Origin of the sequence: Paraburkholderia sp. J12 (assembly GCF_905220215.1) — a bacterium.
Lineage (GTDB): Bacteria > Pseudomonadota > Gammaproteobacteria > Burkholderiales > Burkholderiaceae > Paraburkholderia.
Genome location: NZ_CAJMZC010000004.1, coordinates 159016 through 184295, shown reverse-complemented (window position 1 = coordinate 184295; position 25280 = coordinate 159016). Strand labels below are relative to the sequence as shown.

The 25280-nt window shown below is 65.5% G+C and carries 19 protein-coding genes; 7 read left to right on the top strand and 12 right to left on the bottom strand.

All coding sequences use genetic code 11. The features are described 5' to 3' along the window. The first annotated feature begins 2 nt into the window (after window positions 1-2). Together U5760_RS11870 and U5760_RS11865 are read left to right on the top strand one after the other, a co-directional pair. A complete protein-coding gene (locus U5760_RS11870) occupies window positions 3-179 on the top strand; it encodes a hypothetical protein (protein WP_322011953.1) in 177 nt (58 codons plus the stop codon). An 11-nt stretch (window positions 180-190) separates the two neighbouring features. After that, window positions 191-499, top strand: a complete 309-nt coding sequence (locus U5760_RS11865) for a hypothetical protein (protein ID WP_322011950.1) — start codon at window positions 191-193, stop codon at window positions 497-499. Window positions 500-637: 138 nt separating this feature from the next. On the opposite strand, the gene U5760_RS11860 is transcribed toward U5760_RS11865, so the two are convergent. The 5 genes from U5760_RS11860 to U5760_RS11840 form a co-directional block, all read right to left on the bottom strand. Continuing rightward, window positions 638-1393 (bottom strand): hypothetical protein, encoded by a 756-nt coding sequence (locus U5760_RS11860; protein ID WP_322011948.1) that lies wholly within the window; start codon window positions 1391-1393, stop codon window positions 638-640. 208 nt (window positions 1394-1601) lie between these two features. Further along, window positions 1602-3188 (bottom strand): serine hydrolase, encoded by a 1587-nt coding sequence (locus tag U5760_RS11855; protein ID WP_322011947.1) that lies wholly within the window; start codon window positions 3186-3188, stop codon window positions 1602-1604. Window positions 3189-3202: 14 nt separating this feature from the next. Then, a complete protein-coding gene (locus tag U5760_RS11850) occupies window positions 3203-3409 on the bottom strand; it encodes a hypothetical protein (protein ID WP_322011945.1) in 207 nt (68 codons plus the stop codon). 89 nt (window positions 3410-3498) lie between these two features. Next, a complete protein-coding gene (locus tag U5760_RS11845) occupies window positions 3499-3714 on the bottom strand; it encodes a DUF3820 family protein (RefSeq protein WP_322011944.1) in 216 nt (71 codons plus the stop codon). Between the two features lie 50 nt (window positions 3715-3764). After that, window positions 3765-4430, bottom strand: a complete 666-nt coding sequence (locus tag U5760_RS11840) for a glutathione S-transferase (RefSeq protein ID WP_322011943.1) — start codon at window positions 4428-4430, stop codon at window positions 3765-3767. A gap of 193 nt (window positions 4431-4623) precedes the next feature. Between U5760_RS11840 and U5760_RS11835 the strand changes: the two genes are divergently transcribed. The 4 genes from U5760_RS11835 (at window position 4624) to U5760_RS11820 (ending at window position 7551) form a co-directional block, all read left to right on the top strand. Continuing rightward, window positions 4624-4992 (top strand): BON domain-containing protein, encoded by a 369-nt coding sequence (locus U5760_RS11835; RefSeq protein WP_322011942.1) that lies wholly within the window; start codon window positions 4624-4626, stop codon window positions 4990-4992. 389 nt (window positions 4993-5381) lie between these two features. Next, a complete protein-coding gene (locus U5760_RS11830) occupies window positions 5382-6128 on the top strand; it encodes a glucose 1-dehydrogenase (RefSeq protein ID WP_322011941.1) in 747 nt (248 codons plus the stop codon). 102 nt (window positions 6129-6230) lie between these two features. After that, a complete protein-coding gene (locus U5760_RS11825; protein ID WP_322011940.1) occupies window positions 6231-6800 on the top strand; it encodes a TetR/AcrR family transcriptional regulator in 570 nt (189 codons plus the stop codon). Window positions 6801-7125: 325 nt separating this feature from the next. After that, on the top strand, window positions 7126-7551 hold the full coding sequence (locus U5760_RS11820) for an organic hydroperoxide resistance protein (protein ID WP_322011939.1): 426 nt from the start codon (window positions 7126-7128) through the stop codon (window positions 7549-7551). A 91-nt stretch (window positions 7552-7642) separates the two neighbouring features. Here the strand turns inward: U5760_RS11820 and recD are convergent, their stop codons facing one another. The 3 genes from recD to recC are packed head-to-tail and all read right to left on the bottom strand — an operon-like array spanning window position 7643 to window position 17294. Continuing rightward, a complete protein-coding gene (gene recD, locus U5760_RS11815; RefSeq protein WP_322011938.1) occupies window positions 7643-9880 on the bottom strand; it encodes an exodeoxyribonuclease V subunit alpha in 2238 nt (745 codons plus the stop codon). Further along, window positions 9877-13710 (bottom strand): exodeoxyribonuclease V subunit beta, encoded by a 3834-nt coding sequence (recB, locus tag U5760_RS11810; RefSeq protein WP_322011937.1) that lies wholly within the window; start codon window positions 13708-13710, stop codon window positions 9877-9879. The genes recD and recB overlap by 4 nt, the downstream gene beginning before the upstream one ends. Then, window positions 13707-17294: an exodeoxyribonuclease V subunit gamma gene (recC, locus tag U5760_RS11805; RefSeq protein WP_322011936.1), complete on the bottom strand. Its 3588-nt coding sequence runs from the start codon at window positions 17292-17294 to the stop codon at window positions 13707-13709. The genes recB and recC overlap by 4 nt, the downstream gene beginning before the upstream one ends. Before the next feature lie 446 nt (window positions 17295-17740). Between recC and U5760_RS11800 the strand changes: the two genes are divergently transcribed. Further along, window positions 17741-20545 carry an EAL domain-containing protein gene (locus U5760_RS11800; protein ID WP_322011934.1) on the top strand — a complete coding sequence of 935 codons (2805 nt, stop codon included), beginning with the start codon at window positions 17741-17743 and terminating at the stop codon, window positions 20543-20545. 45 nt (window positions 20546-20590) lie between these two features. On the opposite strand, the gene U5760_RS11795 is transcribed toward U5760_RS11800, so the two are convergent. From U5760_RS11795 to U5760_RS11780, 4 genes are all read right to left on the bottom strand, one after another. After that, window positions 20591-21673, bottom strand: a complete 1083-nt coding sequence (locus tag U5760_RS11795) for a sn-glycerol-3-phosphate import ATP-binding protein UgpC (RefSeq protein WP_322011932.1) — start codon at window positions 21671-21673, stop codon at window positions 20591-20593. A gap of 115 nt (window positions 21674-21788) precedes the next feature. Beyond that, window positions 21789-22634 (bottom strand): sn-glycerol-3-phosphate ABC transporter permease UgpE, encoded by an 846-nt coding sequence (ugpE, locus tag U5760_RS11790; RefSeq protein WP_322011930.1) that lies wholly within the window; start codon window positions 22632-22634, stop codon window positions 21789-21791. After that, window positions 22634-23515 (bottom strand): sn-glycerol-3-phosphate ABC transporter permease UgpA, encoded by an 882-nt coding sequence (gene ugpA / locus U5760_RS11785; RefSeq protein ID WP_322011928.1) that lies wholly within the window; start codon window positions 23513-23515, stop codon window positions 22634-22636. Before ugpA ends, ugpE begins: the two co-directional genes overlap by 1 nt. Before the next feature lie 247 nt (window positions 23516-23762). Beyond that, complete coding sequence (locus U5760_RS11780; RefSeq protein ID WP_322011926.1) at window positions 23763-25004, bottom strand: NAD(P)/FAD-dependent oxidoreductase; 1242 nt, start codon at window positions 25002-25004, stop codon at window positions 23763-23765. Window positions 25005-25280: the final 276 nt, after the last annotated feature.

Sequence of the window (25280 nt, the reverse complement as noted above, 5' to 3'; positions counted from 1 at the left end):
GCTTGACCTATACTGTAGGAAATACTTCAGTAAATCTGTCCCTTTTGATGTTTTCCACTGTCCCTGGCATCGGGCAGTCGGCCGGCGGCGAGTGCGAATCGGCACCGGCCGCGCTGATTGCTCAATTCATGGTCAAGCAGGCGGCGATCGGCTGCGTCGATATTCCAGCCCAGTCATAAAGGAGCGAAACATGGAGAAGGCACTCAAAACACTCATCGCGGCTACGGCCGCACTCGCGCTGTGTGGCGGCGCTTATGCCCAGAACAACACGCTGGCCACCCCGAGCGTCAAGTCGCCGGTCGCCGCCGCCGCTGCCACGACAGCCAACAGCGGCTACGGCACCCCCGGCGCGACCGGCTCGGATAGCGGCATGGCCGCCGGTTCGCTGGACAAGACCGCGGACAAGAGCATGAACGTCAGCCCGGCGCCGGGCGCCGGCTCTTACGGAAGCCACAACACGCTCGCCACCCCGAGCGTCGCTTCGCCGGCTACCCAATAACGGCCATTGAGGACAACGATGCGATCTGAAGTTCGCGGACGTCGTTCGTTGACCTTATAAAGAAAAGCCGCTGCTCGTAAGAGCAGCGGCTTTTTTTACGCTCGCTTTTTACTACACCGCATCACAACGCGCGGACGATCATCGGGTGCCGTCGAACACCACGACGTCCGAGCGATCCGGCTTCGGCAATGCAATCAGCAGACGGTTTTCCTGGAGCAACGCGCGCCCCGTGACCGTGGCATTCGGGACCGCACAGGGCGCCGCGCCGAACGTGAACGAGGCCCGGTAGGCATTCACACCGCTATCGGGCGACACGCTGCCGCGAAACTCGCAGCCTGCCGATGTGGTGCCTGCGAGCAATCCGTCGCGTGCGATCAGCAGTTGCGCGGCACCGTTGCCCTGCAACGAGCTCATCTGCCCGCTGTACTCGCCCGCAATCGCCCCGAGACCCGGTCCTTGTCCCAGAGACGGCTCCGCGGTTGCGTCGAACGTCATGGGCGTCGCCCCCTTTTCGGAAGCGACGACCGTTCCGCTCACATTCGGCGCTCGCGAGAAATCGATCTGCACCTGCACGGGTGACGCTGCCGCGTTCGGCGCAAAACGGTACTCGGTGGCGGACCCGCCCGAGAAATGGCCGTTTGGCGTCTGTTGGCCGTGCATCACGACAATGACGCCGGCCACCGGCTTTTGATAGAAGAGATAGGCCGACCCGTCGTAGAGCGAAAGCAGCGTGACGGGGGCCTGCGTAGAGAACGTGCCGCTGTAAATACCCGCGGAAGAGACTTCCAGATTGGTTGCCGACTGGGCTTGCGGGCCTGGCGCACCCGGCGGCGTGCCCGTGCTGCAGGCAACGAGGATCAAGCTGCTGCTGAGGCTCATCAGTATCTTCTTCATTGCTGCACCTCGGTATCCGGGTTCAAACGACGATCCAGAGAACACGCTATCACGGACACGTCCAGCTTTGCTTCTAGCGGGGCCGCCATCGAACTGACACCCGACGATCGGGACGACATCGACGCACAGCTTGCGAACATCGCCGTGCAAGGCGAGCGATACCCTGGCATTTGCAGGCGCGCGTCGCCAAATAACTCGTTTCGAAGCGTCAATTGCCTTGTTCGCCGTTGACCGACACTTCCCAGCCCTCTTCGTCGATACGGCGAATATTCAGCTTCTTGCCGCTGAACGACAGGACATATTTGATCTGCGTCCCGTAGCCGATATCCTGCGAGTCGATCACGAATGTCGACGCATCCAGCCACGTCCCTTTGGCCGCCGGGATGTGACCCGGGTAGGCGCCGAAGAGCGCAGGAGAGCCTTTGCGATAGAGCCCGTCGAGTCCGATCGGCATGTCATAGCTGATGGAAGCGCCGGCCGGATCGCGCAAATACTGTTCGTATTCGAAATGCGGCCGCGGATCGTTGAGAAACAGGGTAAGCGACCTCAGCGCGAGGTCGTTGTCCGGGAATATGTAGCGCTTCCCCGAGATAGCAGAGGCAATCTCAGGTGTGGGGCCGACCGGTGTGGGCTTTTCGACTGCGGCGTCATGGATCGCACGGGAAAGCTGTTCGACGGCACCCGGATTCGGCGCCAGCGCCGAATCCGACTTGACCGCGCCCGCCACAGCATCGATCAGGGTTCGATAACGGACCTGCTTTCTGGCCGTGGTCACCACCACGCTATCCAGATCGGGAAACACGGTGATCAACTGGCCGTCCTTGCCGTTGGCCATGTAGACGTGTTTATCGGGAAACACCCAGAAGAAGTTCGTGTAGCGCTGGTTGGGATCGTGCGAAGCGTGCATGGTCACGAGACGATGGCTCAAGACATCCGCCCAGCCGGATGGAAGAAGCTGCCGTCCCTCCCATTCGCCGCGGCGCAAATACAGATAGCCGATCTTCGCCATGTCGCGCGGCAGCAAGAACAGCATCCCGTGCCCGATCGTCAGGCCCTGGGGATCCCGGTCCCAGTGCCAGTCGACGATGCCTAGCGGAGCAAAAAGCTTTTCCCGCGCGTAATCCTCGGCAGGTTTGCCCGTCAGCCTCGTGATAATGGCCGACACGAGATCCGGGCCGCCGTTGCCATAGTTGAAGACCTCTCCCGGTGGATGCGCCATCGGGCGATCGAGAATGAACTGGGTCCAATTGGAAGCGCGCTCCAGATCCTGCATGGTTTGCTGCTTGCCGCCCTCGAACCCCTGGTCCCAATCGAGCCCGGACGTCATGTCCAGCAGATTCTGAACGGTGATCGCCTTCTTTCTATCGTCGACATGCGCAATCTGGCGATCGGCGAAAAAATCGAGCACGGGATGATCGAGACGGTCGAGCAGGCCCTCCTTGTAGACCATGCCGAGAAGCGTGCCGGTGATCGCTTTCGTCGAGGAGAATATTTCGTGCGGAACGTCCCCGGTGTAGGGAGCGTAATAGGCCTCGGTAACAAGGCGTCCGTGACGCACGACGAGCAGACTATCGAAGTCGTGGCTCGCGCCATACGCGACAAGTTGGGCAAGCGCGGCCGAATCCATGCCCTGCTCTTCCGGCGTGGACGTCAGCCACGTCTGGGTCGGCCAAACTGGCTGGACGGCGTCCTCTGCGCGAAGGGCTTCGCTGTGAGTCGAGCTCAACAGAATCGCCAGGCCGAGTATCGCACCCAGATGGAAAAGCCGGTTTACGGGCGCTTTGATATGCGACATGGCAACGGGCCGGTTCATGCGGGCCGGTAGATGGTTGCGACGACACCCGAACTGAAGGGAATCGCGCTGACGAGCCGAGTATCGGCCGGAGTATGCAGCCCCTGCGCAACGCGATCCGGTTTTGTCTGCGCCAGCTCGCCATTCGGGCCGCCGACAAAACCATTCAGCGAGACGGACATCTTCAATACCAGCGTTCTCTTTGCTGCCGTCGAGGTCGACATCGTGCCTCCCTGGTCTTGCAACGCTTGCAACGATGGGCAGAACCGGAACGTGAATCGATTTGGGTCTCTGCCGGCGAAGCCTCGCTGCGCTATTCGCGTTTGCGCAGCGGTTCGAGCAGGCCCCTCAGGCCGTTGTGGTCCATCTCGTGTATCAGCGCGAGCAAGCGCCCGATTTCGCCACGCGGAAACCCTTCGCGGGCGAACCAGGTGAGGTAATGCCCGGGCAGGTCGGCAATGAGCCGGCCTTTGTATTTGCCGAAGGGCATGGCGACGGTGACGAGGCGTTCAAGGTCTTGAACTTGCATGGGCTTATTATGCCGCGCTGTTTGTTTTCATCGCCCGGCTCTTGTTCCCATCAGGCGTAGAGATATTCGCCGCCGCGTTCGAGCGCGCGACGATACGCGGGCCGTGCATGAATGCGTTCGAGGAAATCGCGAATGGCCGTATGCGCCGGATCGGCGCTGCGGGAACTCGCCGCTTCAAGCGGAAAGCTCATTTGAATATCAGCCGCACTAAATGCATCGCCAACGAACCAGCCCGTCTTTTTCAATTCATCGTTGATAAAGCCGAGATGGGTCTTGAGCTGCGGATCGATAAAACTCGATTGCAGGGTTTCCGAAATTTTCCGTGCAACCGGTCTGGCGAAGAACGGCATGGGCGCGCTGGCGATACGCAATGCGACGAGCTTGAGCAAGAGCGGCGGCATGGCCGATCCCTCCGCATAGTGCATCCAGTAGCGAAAGCTCAGCCAGTCCGGCGAGCCGGGCAACGGCGCCAGCCTGCCCTCGCCGTACTCGTGCAGCAGATATTCGATGATGGCGCCCGACTCGGCCACGGTCCGACCGTTATCGACGATGACCGGCGACTTTCCCAGCGGATGCACGGCGCGCAATTCAGGTGGCGCGAGCATTGTTTTCGGATCGCGCTCGTAGCGCTTGATCTCGTAGCTGACGCCGAGTTCTTCGAGGAACCAGAGGACGCGCTGCGAGCGCGAATTATTCAAATGATGGACAGTGAGCACGATAGCGCAGGGGGCAAGATAATCGTCGCACTATGCGGCAAGGCAGCGGCGCCGTCAAATGACGATAACCTGCCGTGCAACGGACAGCCGCGGGCGCGGGCCGAAAAATATTTCATGCCCCGTGAAACCGCAGCGGCCTGGAAAACGTACTAGCCAATGTATGCGCACCCTCAATTCATGCCTTAAGGAGGCAATGATGAAAGCAAACGCGTTACTTGCCGTACCGGCCGCCTTTCTGATGATGCTTGGCGCGGGCGTCTCTCATGCCCAGTCCGCAAGCGCTCCCATGGACACGACGATGTCGGCCACCCCGGGCCCGACTGGCACGAGCCAGAAACAAGCCGATCGCGCACTCTCGCACTCGGTGCGTCGGGCGCTCGCAAAGACACCCGGATTCGATGTGTCAGGGGTATTCGTGCGGGCCCGGGGCGGGGTCGTGACGCTGAGCGGCACGGTACGCAACGGAGACCAGCTAAGACAGGCGGAGGAAGTCACCCGCTCGGTGCAGGGCGTCAGTTCGGTGTCGAACCGGCTCACGCTCTTTCATGGGGGAAATGGCTGATCTGTTCGTTGCCGGCGTTGTGTGCGAGCTCTGGTTCTGGAGTCGCACACGCCGGCATTTCAAGTTGGCGTTGACGGACCTCCCAACGCTTGAATAGCCTCACGCCAGCGGCCAGGACCGAAATCGTAGGCCGGCCCGGTTTCCCTTCGCGCGCTCGACTCGTTCGTTGTGCCCGTTCGCTGCGCGACGGGCACAACGTCACGCGCTACCCACCGACCCCACGCCTTGAGCCGGTACGCGCCTGCGCCGCGCGATTGTTCGGCCAAAGCGGCTTCTCCATTCTGGCGCAGACGCTTTTTCGCCGGGTTCTCTCCGTCTAGATTGCTGGTTGTCGCCCGTGTTCATCGCGGTTGAGCGGCAACGCGGGTCAACCCACATTTGAGGTTCTCATGGCCAGGCTTGAAGGAAAAGTAGCGCTCGTCACCGGCGCATCGAAAGGTATCGGCGCAGCAATCGCAAAGGCACTCGCCGCAGAAGGTGCAGCGGTAGTCGTCACGTATGCAAGCAGCAAGTCGGGCGCGAACGCTGTGGCCGCGCAGATCAGGGAGGCCGGCGGCCGCGCCGCGACGGCAGGCGGCGACGTGGCGAAGGCAGCCGACGCCGCCAGGCTCGTGCAGACGGCAATCGAGCAGTTCGGCCGCCTCGATATCGTGGTCAACAATTCCGGCGTGTACGAATTCTCATCGATCGAGGACTTCACGGAAGAACAGTTTCATCGGCAGTTCAACACCAATGTTCTCGGCTTGCTTCTCGTGACCCAGGCCGCGGTCAAACACCTCGGCGAGGGGGCGAGCATCATCAATATCAGCTCCGGCGCCACAACCGTCACACCTCCCACCACCGCGATCTACACGGGCACCAAGGGGGCCGTCGATGCGATCACCGGGGTGCTGGCACTCGAGCTGGCGCCGCGCAAGATCCGCGTCAATGCGATCAATCCGGGCTACGTCGAAACCGAGGGCACGCATAGCGCCGGTATTTCGGGGTCCGAAATGGAAGCCGGTTTCGTCGCGAGAACACCGCTCGGGCGTGCCGGACAACCGGACGACATCGGCGACATTGCCGCGTTCCTTGCATCGGACGACGCGCGCTGGTTGACCGGCGAGCATCTGCTCGCGACTGGCGGCATGCGCTAAGGGTTCGTTGGGCCGGTCGCGCAGGGAGTCGGGACCGGCCCACCCGCAAATATTTTCCGCTTCCCCTTGACAATCTACCTTCCAGTAGATAAAGTTAAGCTCATGGAAACGAAATCGACCGTCCGCGAGCAGATCCTCGACCACGCCATCACGCTGATGATGCTGCGCGGCTACAACGGGTTCAGCTATCGCGACCTCTCCGAACTGGTGGGCGTGAAGACGTCGAGCATCCATTATTATTTCCCGTCGAAGGACGATCTGGTGCTCGAAGCGGTGCACCAGTACAGCGGCGAAGTCATGGCCGGCCTGAAAGCGATCGACGCCGACCAGCCGGCCGAGGCGAGGCTCGCCGCCTACACGAAGCTGTTCGGCAAGACGCTGGGCGACGGCAACCAGATCTGCCTGTGCGGCATGCTCGCCGCCGATATCGAGTCGCTGCCCGAGAACATCCGCGAAGCGATCCAGGCGTTTTTCCGCGCCAACGAAAGCTGGCTGGCGAAAGTGCTGGCCGAAGGCGCGGCGCAAGGCACGCTGGTGGTCAACGGCAGCGCGGAAAGCGCGGCACGCACGCTGTTCGCAGCGCTGCAGGGCAGCGTTGTGGCGAGCCGGTTGTTCCATACGAAGTCGCGCCTCGAAGACGTGAGCGCGATGTGGATGAAGGCGGCGGCCTGATCGCCGTCGAAGTTTCGCAGCAAGGCGGATCACCGCCTTTTTTGAGGATATACTATCTATCTTCTAATAGATAGTATTAGAATCAACGCAGGGAATCGCAGAAAGCACGACGACTCGCGAGTTTCACGCCGGGCGACTACTCTTCACGAGAGGGTGCCGCCGTACCGGCCAACCCGCGCACGTGCCAGGAAGTCCGCACGACCCAGGCGTTGCCTCGCAACGTCTCGCATTTCCCCGCATTTCCCATGAGATCGGATTCGATCTGCATGGCTAACGAATTTCTCACGCCGTACACCTTAGCGGTATCACCCAACCGGAGTCTGTCATGTCGATCGAAAAAGTTCTCTACACCGCCCACGCTCACGTCACCGGAGGCCGCGATGGCCGCGCTGTCGTGCCGGCAAGCAACCTCGACCTCAAGCTGACCACGCCGCGCGAACTGGGCGGTGCGGGCGGCGACGGCACGAACCCCGAGCAACTGTTCGCAGCGGGCTACAGCGCATGTTTCATCGGCGCGATGAAGTTCGTCGCCGCGCGCGACAAGATCGCCTTCCCCGCCGACGCCTCCGTGGACGGCAGCGTGGGCATCGGCCAGATCCCCAACGGTTTCGGCATTGAAGTCGAACTGAAGATCTCGCTGCCGGGCCTCGAGCGCGCCGCCGCCGAAGATCTCGTGAAGAAGGCCCATGTCGTGTGCCCGTATTCGAACGCGACGCGCGGCAACATCGATGTGACGCTGACGGTGGTCTAAAAGCGATTGCGTCGCTGATACACCGGTAAGCCTGCAACAAACGGCCCGCTCGTTGCGGGCCGTCTGCTTTCCGGCTCAGGTTCGAGCGTTACTATGCCGCCGCGGCATCTCGCGCGAGCCCTGCCATCAGCCCGCTCGCACGCTGCACTTTCGCGTTCACCGCACGCTCCATGACCGAGCGGCCCTCGGGCACCGCCAGCGTGAAAAACGCCCGCGCGCGCGTGATGCCGGTGTACACGAGTTCGCGCGTGAGAATGGGGCTCCACGTATCGGGCAGCACGAGCGCCGCGTGCATGAACTCCGAGCCCTGCGACTTGTGCACGGTCAGCGCGAACACCGTCTCCACTCCTTGCAGGCGGCTCGGCGACACCCACTTCACGCCCCCCGACCCATCGCCGGCAGGAAACGCCACGCGCAGGACCGGCGCCTCGCCCGCCTGCACCGGCAACGCGAGCGCGATGCCGATGTCGCCGTTCATCAGCCCCAGGTCGTAGTCGTTGTGCGTGACCAGCACGGGGCGCCCCGCGTACCAGTCGCCGCGCGGATCGATGAGATTCTCAGCGTGCAGCAGGTGCGCAATACGCCGGTTCAATCCCTCGACACCCCACGGCCCGCGCCGCAACGCGCACAGCAGCTGGAATTCGCCGTGTGCTTTGAGCACGCCCGCCGCCCACTCCGCGAGCGCTTCGGGCGATGCGCCGGGCGCCGGCTGCGAATCGCGCATCGTCTCCAGGTAGTGCCGATAGCCGCGACGCGCGACACCCGGTTTCGTCGCGGGGACACTCCCCTCCCCACCGGCGACGCCATCCACGATCAATGCGCGCCACGGCGCATCGTCGGCCGTCGAGCAGGCAATCCGGGCGAGATCGCCGTACCCGCGCGTCCAGATCTTCGCGACGCTCACCGCATCGCCCGCGTTGACGAAGTCGGCCAGCGCGCCGATGCCGCTATCGGAAGCGAAGCGATGGCTCTCGCGCAGCATCGCCACAGCCTGATCGAGCGGCAGGCCACCTGCGTCGAGCATGGCCGCGTCGATGCGCTCGCCCGTCGCCGCTTCGAGCCACGCGCGCGTGGCGTCCGTATAGTGGCCTTCGCGCGCGCGATCGCACAACTCGCCGAGCACGGCACCCGCCTCCACCGATGCGAGCTGGTCCTTGTCGCCGAGCAGGATGAGGCGTGCGTTCGGCGGCAACGCATCGAGCACGGCCGCCATCATCTCCAGATCGACCATCGAGGCTTCGTCGATCACGAGCACGTCGATGGGCAGCGGATTGGCGGCATCGTGGCGAAAGCGCCGGCTGCCGGGCCGGGTGCCCAGCACGCGGTGCAGCGTCGCCACGACCTTGGGAATCGCGGCACGCAGCGCCTCGCCTTGCGGCAGCGCACCGAACGGCAGCCTGTCCACCGCGCCCGCGATCGATTCGTTGAGCCGCGCTGCGGCCTTGCCCGTGGGAGCGGCGAGGCGAATGCGCAGCGGCCGCGCGCCGGCCTCCCCGAGTGCCAGCGTTTGCAGCAGCGCGAGCAGCTTCACGACCGTCGTGGTCTTGCCGGTGCCGGGACCGCCCGTGACGATGCTGAAGGCGCTGCGAGCCGCGAGCGCGCACGCGAGTTTCTGCCAGTCGGCGCGCGATGACGGCCGCGCCTGCGCATCGCGTGGGCCATCGCGGAATCCATCGCCTGGGCCAAACAGCGCGTCGAGCGCGCCACGTACCGCGTCGGGCGGCAACGCCGCTTCGAGTTGCGCGCTGCGGGCGAGCCGCTTTTCGATGCCCACGCGCACGTCCTGTTCGTACTGCCAGTAGCGTCGCAGATAGAGGCGCGAATCCGCCAGCACGAGCGGCGTATCGCCGGGCGCCGAGCCCACCACGCCGGGCAGGTCGAGCGCCGCGCGCCATTGTTCGAGCGTCACGCCCGCCAGCACCTCGGCGGGCGAAGGCGGCGGCTCGGTCGTTACCGGCTGCGGCCCGTCGGGCGGCAGCGAGAGCGCGAACGCGGGGTCGTGCAGCGTCGCCTGCAGATCGAGACACACATGGCCGCGACCCAGCTGATGGCTGGCAAGGCCGGCCGCCAGCAGGAGAAGTGGTGAGGACTCCCGTGCTTCGCTCCAGAGGAAGCGTGCAAACGCGGCGTCGAGCGTACGCAGCCAGCCGCGCTCCACCCAGCGGTCCAGCACGGCCAGCATCTGTGCCGCCGATTCGCGCGCCGCATGGGTCTTGCCCGCACCGTTCGACACGGGCTGCGGCACGGCAGGCGTGACCGCTTCGAGTTCGAGTTGCGCGAACAGGTCGCCGGTCAAGCCGTCCGTGTTCTTCGTGCGCCGCTTCGTCATGCCGCATCCTCTATCGCGTCGTGTTGCGCGAAGAGCGCATCGAGTCGTTCGATCAGTGCTCGTGGCGGCCGTTCGAAATGCAGCCCCTGCCCCGGCGCGTGGATGCCCCGCAGGAACAGATATACCGCGCCGCCCACATGGCGGTCGTAGTCGTAGTCGGGCAAGCGGGCTTTCAGCAACCGGTGCAACGCGAACAGATAGAGAACGTATTGCAGCTCGTAGCGCGAATGCAGGATCTGCGCGCGCATTTTTTCGGCGGTATACGAGGCGTCGTCGGGGCCGAGCCAGTTCGACTTGTAGTCGGCCACGTAGTAGCGGCCCTCGTGCTCGAACACGAGGTCCATGAAGCCCTTGAGCATGCCGTTCAGGCGCGTGGCGTCGAGCGCGGGGCGCGCCTCGCCGTCGAGCGTCATCGCGGTCACGAGTGCATCGAGTTCGAGCGTATCCACGCGATGCGCCGCGACCCAGAACTCCATTTCGGCCATGTACGCGCCGAGCTTGTCGAAGGCAGCCGGCGGAACGTCCTCGCCCTCGTGCAGCGGCAGGCGCAGCGGCAACTTCACCAGGTCCAGCAGCCATTGCGTAAGCGGCTCGACCCAGTGCGACCAGCCGCGCACGCTGCAGCGGCGCGCGACCATGTCGCGAACCCGTTCGGGGTCCTGTGCGATTACACCGAATCCTTCGTTGGCCGCCCACTCCATCAGGTCGTGCAGGAAGCTGCCCGCGTCCGCGCCGCGCTCGAAGCCGTGCATCGTGGCGCCTGCCGGGGCCACGCTCTGCACGCCGTCGTCCTCGTCTTCGCGCGGCGTGCTCGCGTCGAGCAGTTCGAGGAACACGTCCTCGCCGGGCGTATCGGGCGCGAGGCGCGTGCCGTCAGCATTATCTGCGCTGACCGGGCCGCGCGCGGCACCCGCGCCCGGCGCCGCCTCCACGGTCTTCAGGCTCGAATAGCTCGCGACCCACCAGCGCTCGCGCTCGCGATACGGGAACACGCGCGCCGGACCGCGAGCCGTTCTGGGCCCCCGCATCGCAAACACTTCGCGCGTGGGCTGCGGCGCCAGCGCGACTTCGATATCGCGGCAATCGCCGCGCAGCGCTTCGAGCCGTGTTTCGCTCTCTTCAGCCGGCAGCGGCGCACCGCCGCCGGCCAGATATCCGATGGCGCTCGACTCCACGCCGGCCAGCGGCGCATAGCCGATCCAGGTGGCGTAGCAGGCGCGCGTGAGCGCAACGTAGAGCTTGCGCAGGTCTTCGCCCAGCCGCTCACGGTCGGCCTGATGCAGCACGTGCGCGTCGGCTGCGAGCGTCACGTGCAGGTTGCCCGCTTCGTCGTGCCACTTGAAGGGCACGTCGTCGGGCTTGACCGCGCGATACGCGCACGCGAACGGCAGGAACACGAGCGGATATTCGAGGCCCTTCGACTTGTGGATCGTGACCACCTGCACGAGCGCCGCGTCGCTTTCCAGCCGCAACTGGCGCGCGTCGCCGCCTCCGCCTGCGCTCTCGTCCTCGCGCTGCTCGTCGAGGTAGCGGATCAGCGCGTGTTCGCCGTCGAGTTGCGTGCTCGCCTGTTGCAACAGTTCGGCCAGGTGCAGCAGATTCGTGAGCGCACGCTCGCCGCCCGCGCCTTCATACGATGTGCGCCCTTCGCCCAGCAGCCGCTGGGGTACATGGAAGTCGTTGAAGAGACGCCGCAGCATCGGCAGAACGCCCTTCCTGCGCCAGTCGTCGCGATAGCCGCGGAATTGCAGCACGCGCGCTTCCCACGCGATCTCGTCGCGGCCCAGCGCGTCGAGTTCGTCCCAGCCGAGACCCAGCACCGGGCTCGCGAGCGCCGTGCGCACGAGGCGGCCGTCGTCGGGCTCGGCGCACGCGGCGAGCCAGTAGCGCAGCTCGACAGCCTCGGGGGTCTGGTACACCGAGTCGCGATCGGAGAGATAGACGCTGCGCACGCCCCGCGCGGCGAGCGCCTCGCGAATGGCACGCGCCTCGTCGCGGTTGTTCACGAGCACCGCCATGTCCGACGGTTGCAGCGCCTGCTTGCCTCGCTCTCCTTCGAACCCCGCCGCCCCCGCCTGCCCGAGATTGAGCAGGCGCGCCATCTCGGTCGCACAGCTTTCCGCCATGCCGGCAAAGTACGCGGTCTTGCTCATTGGCTTGCCGTCTTCTGCGGGCGGCAACCCCCACACCGTCAGCGCGGGCAGCTCGATGCCATTCGCTACCAGCTTGTCCGGCAGGCCCTTGGCATCGGCGGGCACGAACGGCAACGCATTCGCGCCTTCCTCCGTACTCCGAAACAAAAACGCACCACTCCCTTCGGGGCGCCGCTCGGCGGCGTCGAAGCACCGGTTGACGGCCGCCACCATCGCGCGCGTCGAACGAAAGTTCTTCTTGAGCGTATAAAGACGCCCTTCGCACGCGCGCCGCGCGCGCAGATAGGTATAGATATCGGCGCCGCGAAACGCGTAGATGGCCTGCTTCGGGTCGCCGATCAGGATGATCGCCGTGGCCGGGTCGCTGGCTTCGATGCGATAGACCCGGTCGAAAATCTCGTACTGAACCGGGTCCGTGTCCTGAAACTCGTCGATCAACGCCACCGGGTACTGCTTGCGAATGATTTCCGCGAGGCGCGGGCCGTTCTCCTTTTTCAGCGCCGCGAGCAGGCGCGTAAGCAGATCGTCGAAACCCATCTGCGAGCGGCGCGCCTCTTCCTCCTCGAAGCGGCGTGCCACCCAGCGCGCGGCGTGGCACAACAGATCCTGGCGGGCCTCGGGCTGCGAGCCGAGCGCCTCGCGCAGCGTTTCCATTGCGACGAAGGCCGGATGAGCAGGCGGCTCGCTGCCTGCCTTCCAGATTTCCTTGAGACCTGCGGGCGTGAGGCGCGTCCACACGGCAGCTTTCTCGTCGAAGCCCGGATGCCCGATTTCAGGGTCGTTCGCCCACGCGCGCAGCTTGTCGAGCCAACCCTCGCAGTTGCGCGTGTTCAGCTTGCGGGCGTCGAACTGGTTCTTCGCGCGCGCCGCATCGAGCAACGCCTTCACCTCGTCGACCCATACTCGCCACGGCGCCTTCAGCGCTTCGAGCGCTTCCTTGGCCTGCGTGCGGGCGTCGAGCAGCGCCACCACGGGCTCCGGCGCATCGGGCAGCAGGTCCGCGTGGCCAAGCAGGCCACGGATGGCCGTATGCAGCGCGTCGGGGCTCGCGAACCACGTGCGCACCTCTTGCGCGCACTGCGCATCGAGCGGCGCCATGAAGGTGCGCCAGTAATCGCGCACCACCTCCGCGCGCAATTCGGTCTGATCGGTTTCGAGCGTTTGCGAAAACAGGCTGTCGCTGTCGAACGCGTGCTCGCTCAGCATGCGATTGCACCAACCGTGGATCGTCGAAACGGCGGCCTCGTCCATCCACTCGGCCGCCAGTTGCAGGCGCCGCGCGCACGCGGCCCACTGTTCCGGTGGATAGTCTTCGCGCAGGTCGTACAGCAGATCGCCGCCCGCTGCGGGCAGCGGCAGATCGTCCGGATCGGCGCGGAAGGCCTCGGCGGCTTCGGCCAGGCGCGTGCGGATACGTTCGCGCAGTTCCTTGGTAGCCGCATCCGTGAACGTGACGACGAGAATTTCGGGCGGCGTGAAGGCGCGCACGCCTTCGGCCGTGCCATCGCCCTCGTCGTCGCTCCCTGCGTGGCCGAGCACGAGACGCACGTAGAGCATGGCGATCGTGAAGGTCTTGCCGGTGCCCGCGCTTGCCTCGATCAGGCGGCTGCCATGCAGCGGAAAACGCAGCGGCTCGAGGTCCTGCACCTCGGCGGCGATGTCGTGCGCCGGGGTCATGCGGTCTCTCCTGCGGGGGTTGGCGCACTCTCGCGCTTTGCGCGCGAGCCGGCCAGCGGCGCGCGCTGCACGGGCAGAAGCAGCGAGGTCGCCAGCGTGATGAACTCGTCGTGAGCGATCAGGGCGTCGAAGTCGGGAAACGCGCGACGCAGGTACGGATTCGTCTCGCACTCGCCCGGCGCGCGCGCCGCGCCTTCGAAAGCAGTGCGCGCCGCATCCCACGCTTCGGCCGGCACCGAAGCCCGGCTGCCGTCGAACGTCTCGGGCAGCCTGCGCAGCCACGCGAACGCCGTCTTGACCGCCAGCGGCAACGGCCGGCACGCGCCCTCGCCAAAGGCGCGCACGAGCGTGGCGAGATACTCGCGCGCCGCTTCCGGCGCGACCGGCGCGAATTCGGCCACGCCCACCTTGCTCACGATGACGGTCGTTACCTCACCCGCCGCCAGTTGTGCAGCCACGTGTGCCACCCAGTACGCGACGAGCCGGTCGCCGCGATACTTGTTGTCCTTCACGAGCGTGCCGGCGTCGAGAATCACGCGGCCGCGCGATCCATCCGGCCCGGCGCGCAGGTCGTCGATCCAGTCCGTCAATGCCAGGCCCGAGGGATCGCCCTCCACGGCATCGAGGCGCACTTCGTATTGATGTTCGAGCAGCTCCGGCCAGCGCGCGAGCGCCTTGCGATATTCCGTGAAGAGCTCGTCCATGGGCGCGAGCAGTTCCGCGCCGATCACCTCGCCAAAACCGCCCGCCGCCAGGTCGCCGCTGCGATGCATACGTTCGAGCCGCGCGAGCGCCGCGGGCTGAAGATCGTCCTCGCCGCGCTCCATCGCCGCGATCTGCGCGCGAATCAACTCGCCCTGCAGGCGCCAGGCTTCCAGGGCATCCACTTCGAACGGCTCGTGATTCTCGCTCGCCGCATCCGCCGTTTCGAACGCCACGCGCAACCGCTGCCGGAAAAAACTGCGCACGGGATCGCGCAGAAACTCGCCCAGTTCCGCGATCGTGAGCGGCTCGTCGCGCTCGGGCGGCGCGAGCGCCTGCGCAGGAGCACCGGCGACGGGCGCCGTGCGGCTCCACTCGCGCGCATAGGTGTAAAGCCGCGAAGTCTGCCCTTGCGGCGGAAAATAATCGGCGTTGAACGGCTGCAGACGGTGCTCGATCGTCAGGGCGTCGAGCAGCGCGCCGCGCTGGCCCTCCTGCGCTCCTTCGAGCCGCCAGCCGTCTTCGAGATGATCGCGCAGTTGCGCCACCAGAACCGAAGGCGGCCGCTCGGTGTTGTCGGTCACGCTGCGCCCGATCCACGAAATATGCAGATGGTCGCGCGCCGAAAGCAGTGCTTCCAGAAACAGATAGCGGTCGTCTTCGCGGCGCGAGCGATCGCCCGGACGATAGTCGCGACGCATGAGGTCGAAGTCGAGCGGCGTGCGGCTGCGCGGATAGTCGCCGTCGTTCATGCCGAGCAGGCACACGTGGCGAAACGGAATCGCGCGCATCGGCATGAGCGTCGCGAAGGTCACGGCGCCCGCAAAGAAGCGCTGCTGCAAACCGCCGCCTTCGAGCTCGCCCAGCCAGTTTTCCGCGACGATGGCCAGCGGCAGCGGGTCGGCGAGCGCGGCTTCGTCGCACGCGTCGCGCCAGGTTTCGAGCGCCGTGTCGAGGCGCTCCAATGTGTAGGCGTCCTCGCCATCGCCCGCGTCGAAGAACGTGGTCTTGAGCGCGCGCAGGCGCTCGCACCACACTTCGACCGTTGCCGGTTCGCGCAGCGTCTGCCAGGCGGCGTCGAGCGCATCCACGAGGCGCGTGAGCGGGCCGAGCAGCGCGGCGTCGAGCCCGCCGATCTCCGCATACGGCTCGATGCCGCGCCAGGCCCCCGCGCGGTCGCCCGCCGCATAGCCGAGCAGCATGCGCCGCAAACCGAAGGCCCAGCTATTGGGCGCACCGGATTCGTCGGCCTGCGGCAAACCGAGGCTCGCGCGCTGTTCGGCATGCAGACCCCAGCGGATATTCGCGCCGTCGATCCAGTGGTGCAGCACCGGCAAATCCTCGACGTCGATGCCAAAGCGCGCGCGCACCGCCGGCACTTCGAGCAGGTCGAGCACGTCGCTCACGGTCACGCGCGAGTACGGCAGCGAAAGCAGCATCTCTAGCGCGCCGATCAGCGGATCGAACGCGCGCTGCGCGCGGTCGGCAATGCTGAACGAGATGGAGCGCGGATCGTCGGCGTCGAAGAGGCCGAACACGGCCTGAATGTGCGGCGTATAGACTTCGATGTCGGGCACCATCACGATCACGTCGCGCGGACGCAGCGTGGGGTCGGCGGCGAAGGCCGCGAGCAGCCGGTCGTGCAGGATCTCCACCTCGCGCTGCGCGCTGTGCGCCACGTGAAAGCGGATCGACTCGTCGCGGTGCGGATCGACCGCGTCCCAGTGCGTTTGCGTCTCGTCGAGCGGGCGCAGATCGCGAATGTCGTCCTGCAACTGCGCGAGCAGCGTAAGCGCGTCGTCGCCGTCGAACAGATCGATGCGCTGGCCGATGCGCGTGAAGTGCGGCGCGTAGCTCTCGCGCGCTTCGTCGCTGTCGTATTCGTCGAGCAGGCCGATGAAGTCGCGGCCCTGCTTACCCCATGCCGCGAGCAAGGGCTGCGCGTGCAGATGCAGGAGCGAGTCGTCGAGCACGGCCGGCGCATTCGGGCGGCGCCGCTGGCGCGCATGACGCGCGCGCAGGAGATCCTGGTCGGCGACGATATCGGCCCAGTAGTGCATGCACGGGTTGTGCACGCACATCAGCACCTGGGTCCAGCGCGCGAGCGCCGCAAGCACTTCCACCGACTGGCGCGGCAGGCTCGAAATGCCGAACACCACGATGCGGCGCGGCAGCCCCTTCGGCCGCGGATCGCCCTCGCGCCAGTTCTGCGCAACCTGCATGAAGGCCTCGTGCACGGCCGCGCGGCCGGTCTCGCGCGCATCCACGCTGCCCTCGTCATGCGCGCCCACGTCGTCGAGCAATGCGCGCCACAGCGCCGCCTGCCAGCGCGCGTCGTCGGGCAGCGGCGTGCGCTGGTTGCGCGCGTCGATCACCACATCGTCGTTCGCCGCCCAGGCGGCCAGCCAGTCCGCGCGATAGACCTGGTACTGGTCGAACAAATCGGCCACGCGCTGCGCGAGCTGAAAGCGCTTTTTCTGGTCGTCGTCGCGCGCCATGAAGCGCTTGAGCGGCTCGTAACCGGGCGCATCGAGCAGCGCGGGCAACATGCGCATGAGGCGCCACGTGAGGCGCGACTTGTCGAATGGGGAAACGGCCGGCACCGCCTCGGGGCCGAGCACCGCGCGATAGACCTGCCAGAGAAAGCGCGAAGGCAGCGACATTTCGAGCGCCGCCGCAATGCCGCAGCCGCCCTCTTCGGGATCGGCGGCGAACGCGAGCTTGAGCCACTGCGCGATGCCGTTGCTCTGCACCAGCATCACTTCTTTTTCGAGCGGGCCGACGGGATTTTCGCGGATCCACTGCACGATGAGGTCGCGCAGCCGCTCCGGCTGGTTGCCGTGGGCGAGCATGAGGCCGGTGGGAAGCTCGCGGGTGCTCAAGCGCACCTCCGGCGCGGCGCGAGGAGAACCGGACGCGAAAACGGGTGTGTGGGAAGTGCAACCATGCGGCTTGTTCGTGCGCTGTTACCGGATCGTCTTGCCATGCCTGCCAGGCGGGATTTCAAGCCGATTTCAATGGCCACGGGACGAACTGCGCTGCGCCGTTCGGCTCGACCGTACCGCGGCCGCCGGCGACGCCCCCATGGGCATCTGACCCTGGTCATTATGGCATAGGCAACGAAGCCTCCCAAGACGCGGAGCTATCACCGGCTAAAGCTCTTCCTGGCCCAGCCGATATCCATATTGGAACGATGCAGAAATCGGGCGATCCGTCACAGGTTCGTCGGTCGACGCAAAGCGGCCGGCCGTGGCGAATGCCGAAGGCAGAATAAATGGAATCGGCGGCCGCCGCAGCCCGCAGAACGCCGCCGAAGGACACCCGAAAGATGACGAAGAGAACGGAACGCTCCACTCCCGTCGTACTGCCTTTGTGGCTCGTGGCCGCCGCGATCACGACTGTCGCTTCGCTCTGCGTGACGGGCATGTCGTTCCTGCAGGCCTACGTGGCCGGCGAGAGTCAATGGTCGAAGGGGCAGAAAGACGCCGCGCACGCGCTTCAGCGCTTCGCCGTGACGGAATCCGGCGCCGACTACCAGCAGTTTCTCGACAGCATCGCCATTCCGCTCGGCGACCGGGCCGCCAAGCTGGAAATGAACAAGGCGAACCCCGACCATGCCGTCATTACGCGGGAATTCCTGAAGGGGCAGATTGCGCAGCCCGATATCGAGGGAATGATCTGGCTGTACCGCAACTTCAAGAACACCATGCTTTTCAGGCATGCGTTGGCCTATTGGGACCTCGGGGATCGATATATTCTGGAACTGCGTGACATCGGTGCGAAACTTCGCGTGTACGCCGACGAAGGGCGCATCGGCGATCCGGCCGCCGTCGCGCTGGTGGAAAGGCTGGCCGTCGTCGACCAGCAGCTCGCCCCCATAGAACGCGGTTTTTCGGTCTCCCTCGGCGTGGCGACCCGCGAGACCCGGAACGCCCTGATCCTGACGCTCGTGAGCTCGACACTGCTTCTGGTGGGCGGCTTCACGCTGTACATCCGGCGCCTGTTTTTCCACCGCGAACGACTGAGCGCCCAGTTGCGCCAAAGCGAGGAACGCTTCAGTCTGGGATTCGAGGGCATGAATGCCGGGCTGTGGGACTTCGATCTCGAACACGATCGCGCCTACTATTCGCCCAATCTGTATGGGCGATTTGGCTACAGTGCCGATGAACTGCAACTCGATACCGAAACCTTCTTTTTGCTCACCCACCCCGACGACCTGCCCCGTGTGCGCGATGCGCTGCGCAATCATCTTGCAACCGGGGCCGTGTACGACGTCGAATTGCGCCTGAGAACGAGAGCGGGAAACTACGTGTGGTGCCGCTCCAGCGGTAAATCCATGCTGAACGCCCAAGGTCGCGCGGTGCGGATGGTAGGGTGTCTATTCGATATTTCCGATCGGAAACAGGCCCAGCTGGAAGCCCACAAGGCGCGGGAAATCGCGGAAGTGACGCTTGCTTCGATTGGCGACGCGGTCATCAGAATCGACGAATCCGGCCGCGTGGCCTATTGCAACGCCATGGCCGAGCAGATCCTGGGCCGCAGCGCCGCCGACCTGTACGGGCAACCGTTTGCCTCGGTGTGCGCGCTCTGCGACGAAGCCACCTGCACACGCGCAAGCGATTGTCCGGGCTGTCTTCCGGCACCGCAACTCGAAACCCATCGCGACCCGTCGAACAGCCTGCACCTCATTCGCGCGAACGGCACGCGGCTGCCGGTCCACTATGCCGCGGCGGCCATGCACGACGTGGAGGGCGCGGCCATCGGCGTCGTGGTGGTGCTGCGCGATGTGAGCGCCGAGCGCAAACATGCCGCGCAACTGTCGTATCAGGCGACCCACGACGAGTTGACGGATCTCCTGAACCGCCGCGAATTCGAGCGGCGCCTCGGCGGACTGCTTCGCGACGACGGCGGCGACCACAGCGAACATGCGGTGATGTTTCTCGACCTGGACCAGTTCAAGGTCATCAACGACACCTGCGGCCATGCCGCGGGCGACGATCTGATCCGTCACGTCGGCACGACATTGAGGGCACACCTGCGGCGCGGCGACATTCTGGCGCGGCTAGGCGGCGACGAGTTCGGCGTGGTGTTGCCGCGCTGCACCGCCGAAGATTCGCTTCGCATTGCCAATCATTTACGCCACGCTGTCGAAAACATTCGTCTTCCGTGGTCGGACGGCATCCTGACGACCGGCGTGAGCATCGGCGTCGTGGCGGCCGGAGCGCGGCTCACGCAGACGAAGGAAATCATGAAGGCGGCGGACGCCGCCTGCTACATGGCGAAGGAGAAAGGCCGCAATCGCGTGCACCTGTTCAGTCACGACGACCGCGAACTGACGTTGGCTCACACCCAGATGGTATGGGTATCCCGGGTAAAAACCGCGCTCGAGCACGACCGCTTCTGCCTTTACTCGCAGAAAATCCTGCCGCTGAAGTCCGCTCGCGTCCAGGGAAGCGGCCAACACGTCGAGTTGCTCTTGAGAATGCGCGACGAGTCCGGCGCGATCATTGCTCCCGCATCGTTCATCGGCGCCGCGGAGCGCTTCAATCTGATGCCCGCAATCGATCGCTGGGTGATCGCGAGAGCCTTTTCGGAAATCGCGAAACACGCGGACAAGACGATGACCTGGTCGATCAACCTCTCCGGCACGTCGGTCGGCGACGAGCGGCTGGCCGACTACATCGACGAGCAGCGCGAGCGTCACGGCATATCGCTGCGGCAGGTCTGCTTCGAAATTACCGAAACCGCCGCGATTTCAAATCTTCAGAAGGCGACGGCCCTGATCGAAAAATTGCGCGCCTCGGGCTGCCGGTTCGCGCTCGACGACTTCGGCGTGGGCATGTCCTCGTTCAATTACCTGAAACATCTGCGGGTCGACTACCTGAAGATCGACGGCATTTTCATCAAGCAACTGCTCACCAGTGCGCTTGACCGCGCCATCGTGAGATCGATTACCCAGGTCGCGCATGCGGCGGACAAGCAAACCATTGCGGAATTCGCCGAAAGCGAGACGATTATCGAGTGCCTGCGCGAGATGGGCGTCGACTACGCACAGGGTTACGGCGTGGGCTTTCCCGTACCGATTACCGCGTCGCCGCCCTTTCCTGAACTCGACGATATTCCTTGTGCGTAGTCTGTTCTGCTGACGTTGCCGGGGTTTTCCCGTTACCCGGCACCCTCACTCGATCCGCAACCCCGTCTGCGGATCGAAGAAGTGCAGCCGCGCCCCCGGCAACTGAACCGGAATCCGCTCGCCGCGTGCGGGCCGCTGCTCGTGCGGCAGGCGCACCACCACGTCGTTGCTGCCCCAGCGCCCATGCACGAGATTGTCCGCGCCCAGCAGCTCGCAGGTCTCCACTTCCAGCGTCGCCGCGCCGGCCAGCCCGCCCGCGTGCATGTGCTCGGGCCGCACGCCCAGCACGCACTCGCGGCCCCTCGGCACCGCGACCTCGAAACCTTGCACGGGTAGCGGCAGATGCGGGCCGTTGCCGGCCGGCTCAAAGCGACTGCCGTCCTCGCTCACGCGCCCGCGCAGCAGATTCATGGCCGGCGAGCCGATGAAGCTTGCCACGAACATCGTGGCCGGACGCTCGTACACCTCGACCGGTGTGCCGATCTGCTCCGCCCGCCCGCCGTTGAGCACCATCACGCGCTGCGCGAGCGTCATCGCCTCGATCTGGTCGTGCGTCACGTAAAGGCTCGTGGTGGAGAGCCGCGCGTGCAGCCGCTGGATTTCGAGGCGCATCTGCACGCGCAGCTTCGCGTCCAGATTCGAAAGCGGTTCGTCGAAGAGAAACACCGAAGGCTCGCGCACGATCGCGCGCCCCATCGCCACGCGCTGACGCTGGCCGCCGGACAGCTCGCGCGGCTTGCGCTCGAGCAGCTTGCCCAGTTCGAGGATCCCGGCGGCAGCCGCCACGCGCGCGTCGATGAGGTTTTTGTCGAGCCCTTGCAGCTTGAGGCTGTAACCCATGTTGCGCGCCACCGTCATGTGCGGATAGAGCGCGTAGTTCTGGAACACCATCGCAATGTCGCGATCCTTCGGTTCCATGCGGTTGACCACCTTGCCGCCGATCGCGATCTCGCCCGAGGTGATGCTCTCGAGGCCCGCCACCATGCGCAGCAGCGTCGATTTCCCGCAGCCCGAAGGGCCCACGAGCACGAGGAACTCGCCGTCCTGCACGTCCACGTCGATGCCGTGCAGCACCTGCTGCCCGCCGTCGTACGATTTCGTCACCCCGCGTATGGTCAGCGCTGCCATGCCGTCTTCCCCTCAGTGTTCACGTTCGTCTTGCTCTTCATCGAGATCCCCGTCACCCGTTGGCGCGCCGCGAGGCGCGCCGTGCCGCAAAACGGCCCGTTAAAAGAATTCGCGTTCATTTTTCGACGTCCACGAGACCGCGCACGAACCAGCGCTGCATGGCGAGCACCACCACGAGCGGCGGCAGCATCGCGATCATCGTCGCGCACATCACGAGGTGCCACTGCGTGGCCGCGTCGCCGCTCGCGATCATGCCTTTGATCCCCACCACGGCGGTCGTCATCGAAGCCGTGCTCGAAATGAGGATCGGCCAGAGGTACTGATTCCAGCCGTAGATGAACGTGATGACGAAAAGCGAGGCGATGTTGGTCTTCGAGAGCGGCAGCACCACGTCCCAGAAGAATCGCAGCGGCCCCGCGCCGTCGATGCGCGCGGCTTCGACGAGTTCGCCCGGCAGCGTGAGAAAGAACTGGCGGAACAGGAACGTGGCCGTGGCCGACGCGATGAGCGGCAGCGTGAGACCCATATACGTGTTCGTGAGATGCAGCGTGGCGACCACCTGGACCGTCGGGAAGATGCGCACTTCCACAGGCAGCATGAGCGTCGCGAAGATCAGCCAGAACGACAGCTTGCGAAACGGAAAACGGAAGAACACGATCGCATAGGCCGAGAGAATCGAAATGGCGATCTTGCCCACCGCGATGACCAACGCCGTCAGCACGCTGTTCATGAGCATCTGGCCAAACGGGCTCGCGGCGTTGCCGGTGCCCAGGTTCCAGATGCGCGCAGCGTTCTCGAAGAGGTGCGTGCCCGGCACGAGCGAGAGCGGCACCGTGAAGACCTCTTTCTCGTTCATGGTCGCGGCGCAGAACGCGACATAGACCGGAAAGGCCACCACCGCCACGCCGAGGATCAGCATGGCGTGGCAGAACAGGTTGAAGTACTTGCGATTTTCGATCATCAGTACTGCACCTTTCGCTCGATGAAGCGGAACTGGAAGATTGTGAGACCCGTCACGATCAGCATGAGCACCACGGACTGGGCGCCGGAGCTGCCGATGTCGAGGCCGCGAAAGCCTTCGTCGAAGATCTTGTAGACGAGCGTGCGCGTGGCCTGGCCCGGGCCGCCGCCCGTGGCCGCGTCGATCACCGGGAAGGTGTCGAAAAGCGCATAGACCACGTTCACCACGAGCAGGAAGAAGCTCGTGGGCGAAAGCAGCGGGAACGCAATGCCGAAGAAGCGCCGCACCGGTCCCGCGCCGTCGATGGCGGCAGCCTCGAAGAGCGACTGCGGAATCGACTGCAGGCCCGCGTAGAAGAACAGGAAGTTGTAGCTGATCTGCTTCCACACCGAAGCCATCACCACGAGCGCCATGGCCTGGCCCGGGTTGAGCGCGTGGTTCCAGGTCACGCCCACGCGTGCGAGCGCGAAGGTCACGAGGCCGATGCTCGGATTGAACAGGAAGCCCCACAGCACCGCGGCGATCACCGGCGCGACGGCATACGGCCAGATGAGCAGCGTCTGGTAGATGCGCTTGCCGCGCGTGACGTGATGCGCCATGGCGGCGAGCAGCAGCGACACCGCAAGCCCGCTCACGGCGACGAGCACGCTGAACACGACCGTGGTCTTGACCGAGTCGAGGTAGAGCGGATCCTGAAAGAGCCGCGCGAAGTTCGCGAAGCCGACGAACTCCGTCGAAGTGCCGAAGGCGTCCTGCGCCTGGGTGGACTGCAGCAGCGCCACGCCGGCGGGCCACAGGAAGAAGATCACGGTAACGGCGAGCTGCGGACCGACGAGCAGGTACGGCAGCAGGCCCGGCCCGAAACGGGAGCGTTGTTCCATTGCGTCAACCCTCCCTGTGCGCGGCGCACGGGCGCGCGACGAATCGGCCGCCAGCGGGCGGTGTGGCTTTCGACATCCGGTCTCTCCTCGGCGGTTTTCCAGGCGATGCGCCGCCAGCCGCGGGCCTTCCCGCGTTGCGGCGACCGCATTCTAGCCGAGTCGTGTGACGGTTATGTAAACGTTTCCGATGCCGTGCAAAGAAGCGGCGCCGGGGCTCGCCGAAGCCCCGCCGCCGCTTCGATCCGCCTTACGCCAGCGTCGCTGCCGCGAACTTGCCGATATCCGTGGCCGGATCGCGCAAGGCGTCGAGGTCGAGCGGCTTGCCCGAGCCCACGAGTTTCTTGCCGCAGAGGAAGTCGGGCATGGCATTCACCGCATCGACGGCGAGCAGCGTGCGGCCCTTGAGGTAATAGACCGCGAAGCGGCGCGCCGCCGGATCGCCGCGCACGACGGTTTCGTCGTAGCCTTCGAGCAGGCCCACCGTCTGCAGCTTGAGGTCGTACTGATCGGACCAGAACCACGGCGCGTCGCAGGCCGGGCGAGGCTTGCCCACGATGGCCGCCGCCGCCAGCTTCGCCTGCTCCACGGCGTTGTGCACGCTTTCGAGCCGGCCCGTGCGGCCGTAGTGCGCGAGCGGCCGGCTCGCGCAGTCGCCGATCGCGTAGATGTCGGGGTCGGAGGTGCGCGCGTCGTCGTCCACCTGCACGCCGTTGGTGCAGACGAGACCCGCCTGCTGCGCCAGCGCGACATCGGGCGCGATGCCGATGCCCACCAGCGCGAGCGTGGCCGGCACGATTTCGCCGTCCGCGAGCTGCACGCCCCTCAGCTTGCCGGCCTCGCCCACGAAGGCCGCGATCTGGGCGCCCAGCCGCAGATCGACGCCTTTCGCGCGGTGCTCCCCGGCATAGAACGCCGAAACGGCTTCGCCCGTCACGCGGCCCAGCACGCGCGGCGCCGCTTCGAGCACAGTCACGTCATGGCCGAGCTGGCGCGCGGCCGCCGCCGCTTCGAGGCCGATATAACCCGCGCCGATCACCACCAGCTTTTCGCCCGGCTGCACGCGCTCGCGCAGCACGTCGGCGTCCGCCAGCGAGCGCAACGCCACCACGCCGTGCAGGTCGTGTCCGGGTATGGCGAGCGCGCGCGGCACCGAACCCGTGGCGAGAATCAGCTTGTCCCAGGCGATCTGGCGGCCGTCGGCAAGCGTGAGCGTCTTGCCCGCGGCATCCAGCGCCGTGGCCGCCGCGCCGAGCACGAGCTCGATGCGGTTCTCGTCGTAGAACGCGCGCGGCTTGAGCCAGAGCCGCTCCACGTCGGTCTCGCCCTTCAGGTAGGCCTTGCTGAGCGGCGGACGATGATACGGCGGCACCGGCTCGGCGCCCACCAGCACGACCCGCCCTTCGAAACCGTACTGCCGCAACAGCGCCGCGGCATTGCCGCCCGCATGCCCCGCCCCGACGATCACCACCGTGCTGCCCGCCCCTTCCATATCCGCTCCCTTGCGTGTATTCGATTCAGGAACGAGATCATCTCATGCCTTGGCGCGAGCGCCGTAGTGGGTTCGGGGCGCATAGCCGGGGATGCGCCGGCACCCTTTTAACCCAATGAAAGCCCTGCAAGTTATTCGTGCAAGTTATTCGTAAATGAGTTTGATTACCATTAGCGCTTTCATTGACTGAGCGATGCCGGATGCGTACGATCCGACGCTCGCCGGTTCCCGCGCCTCCCCCGCACGCCGGCGCACGTGCTGATCCATTCTGATCGA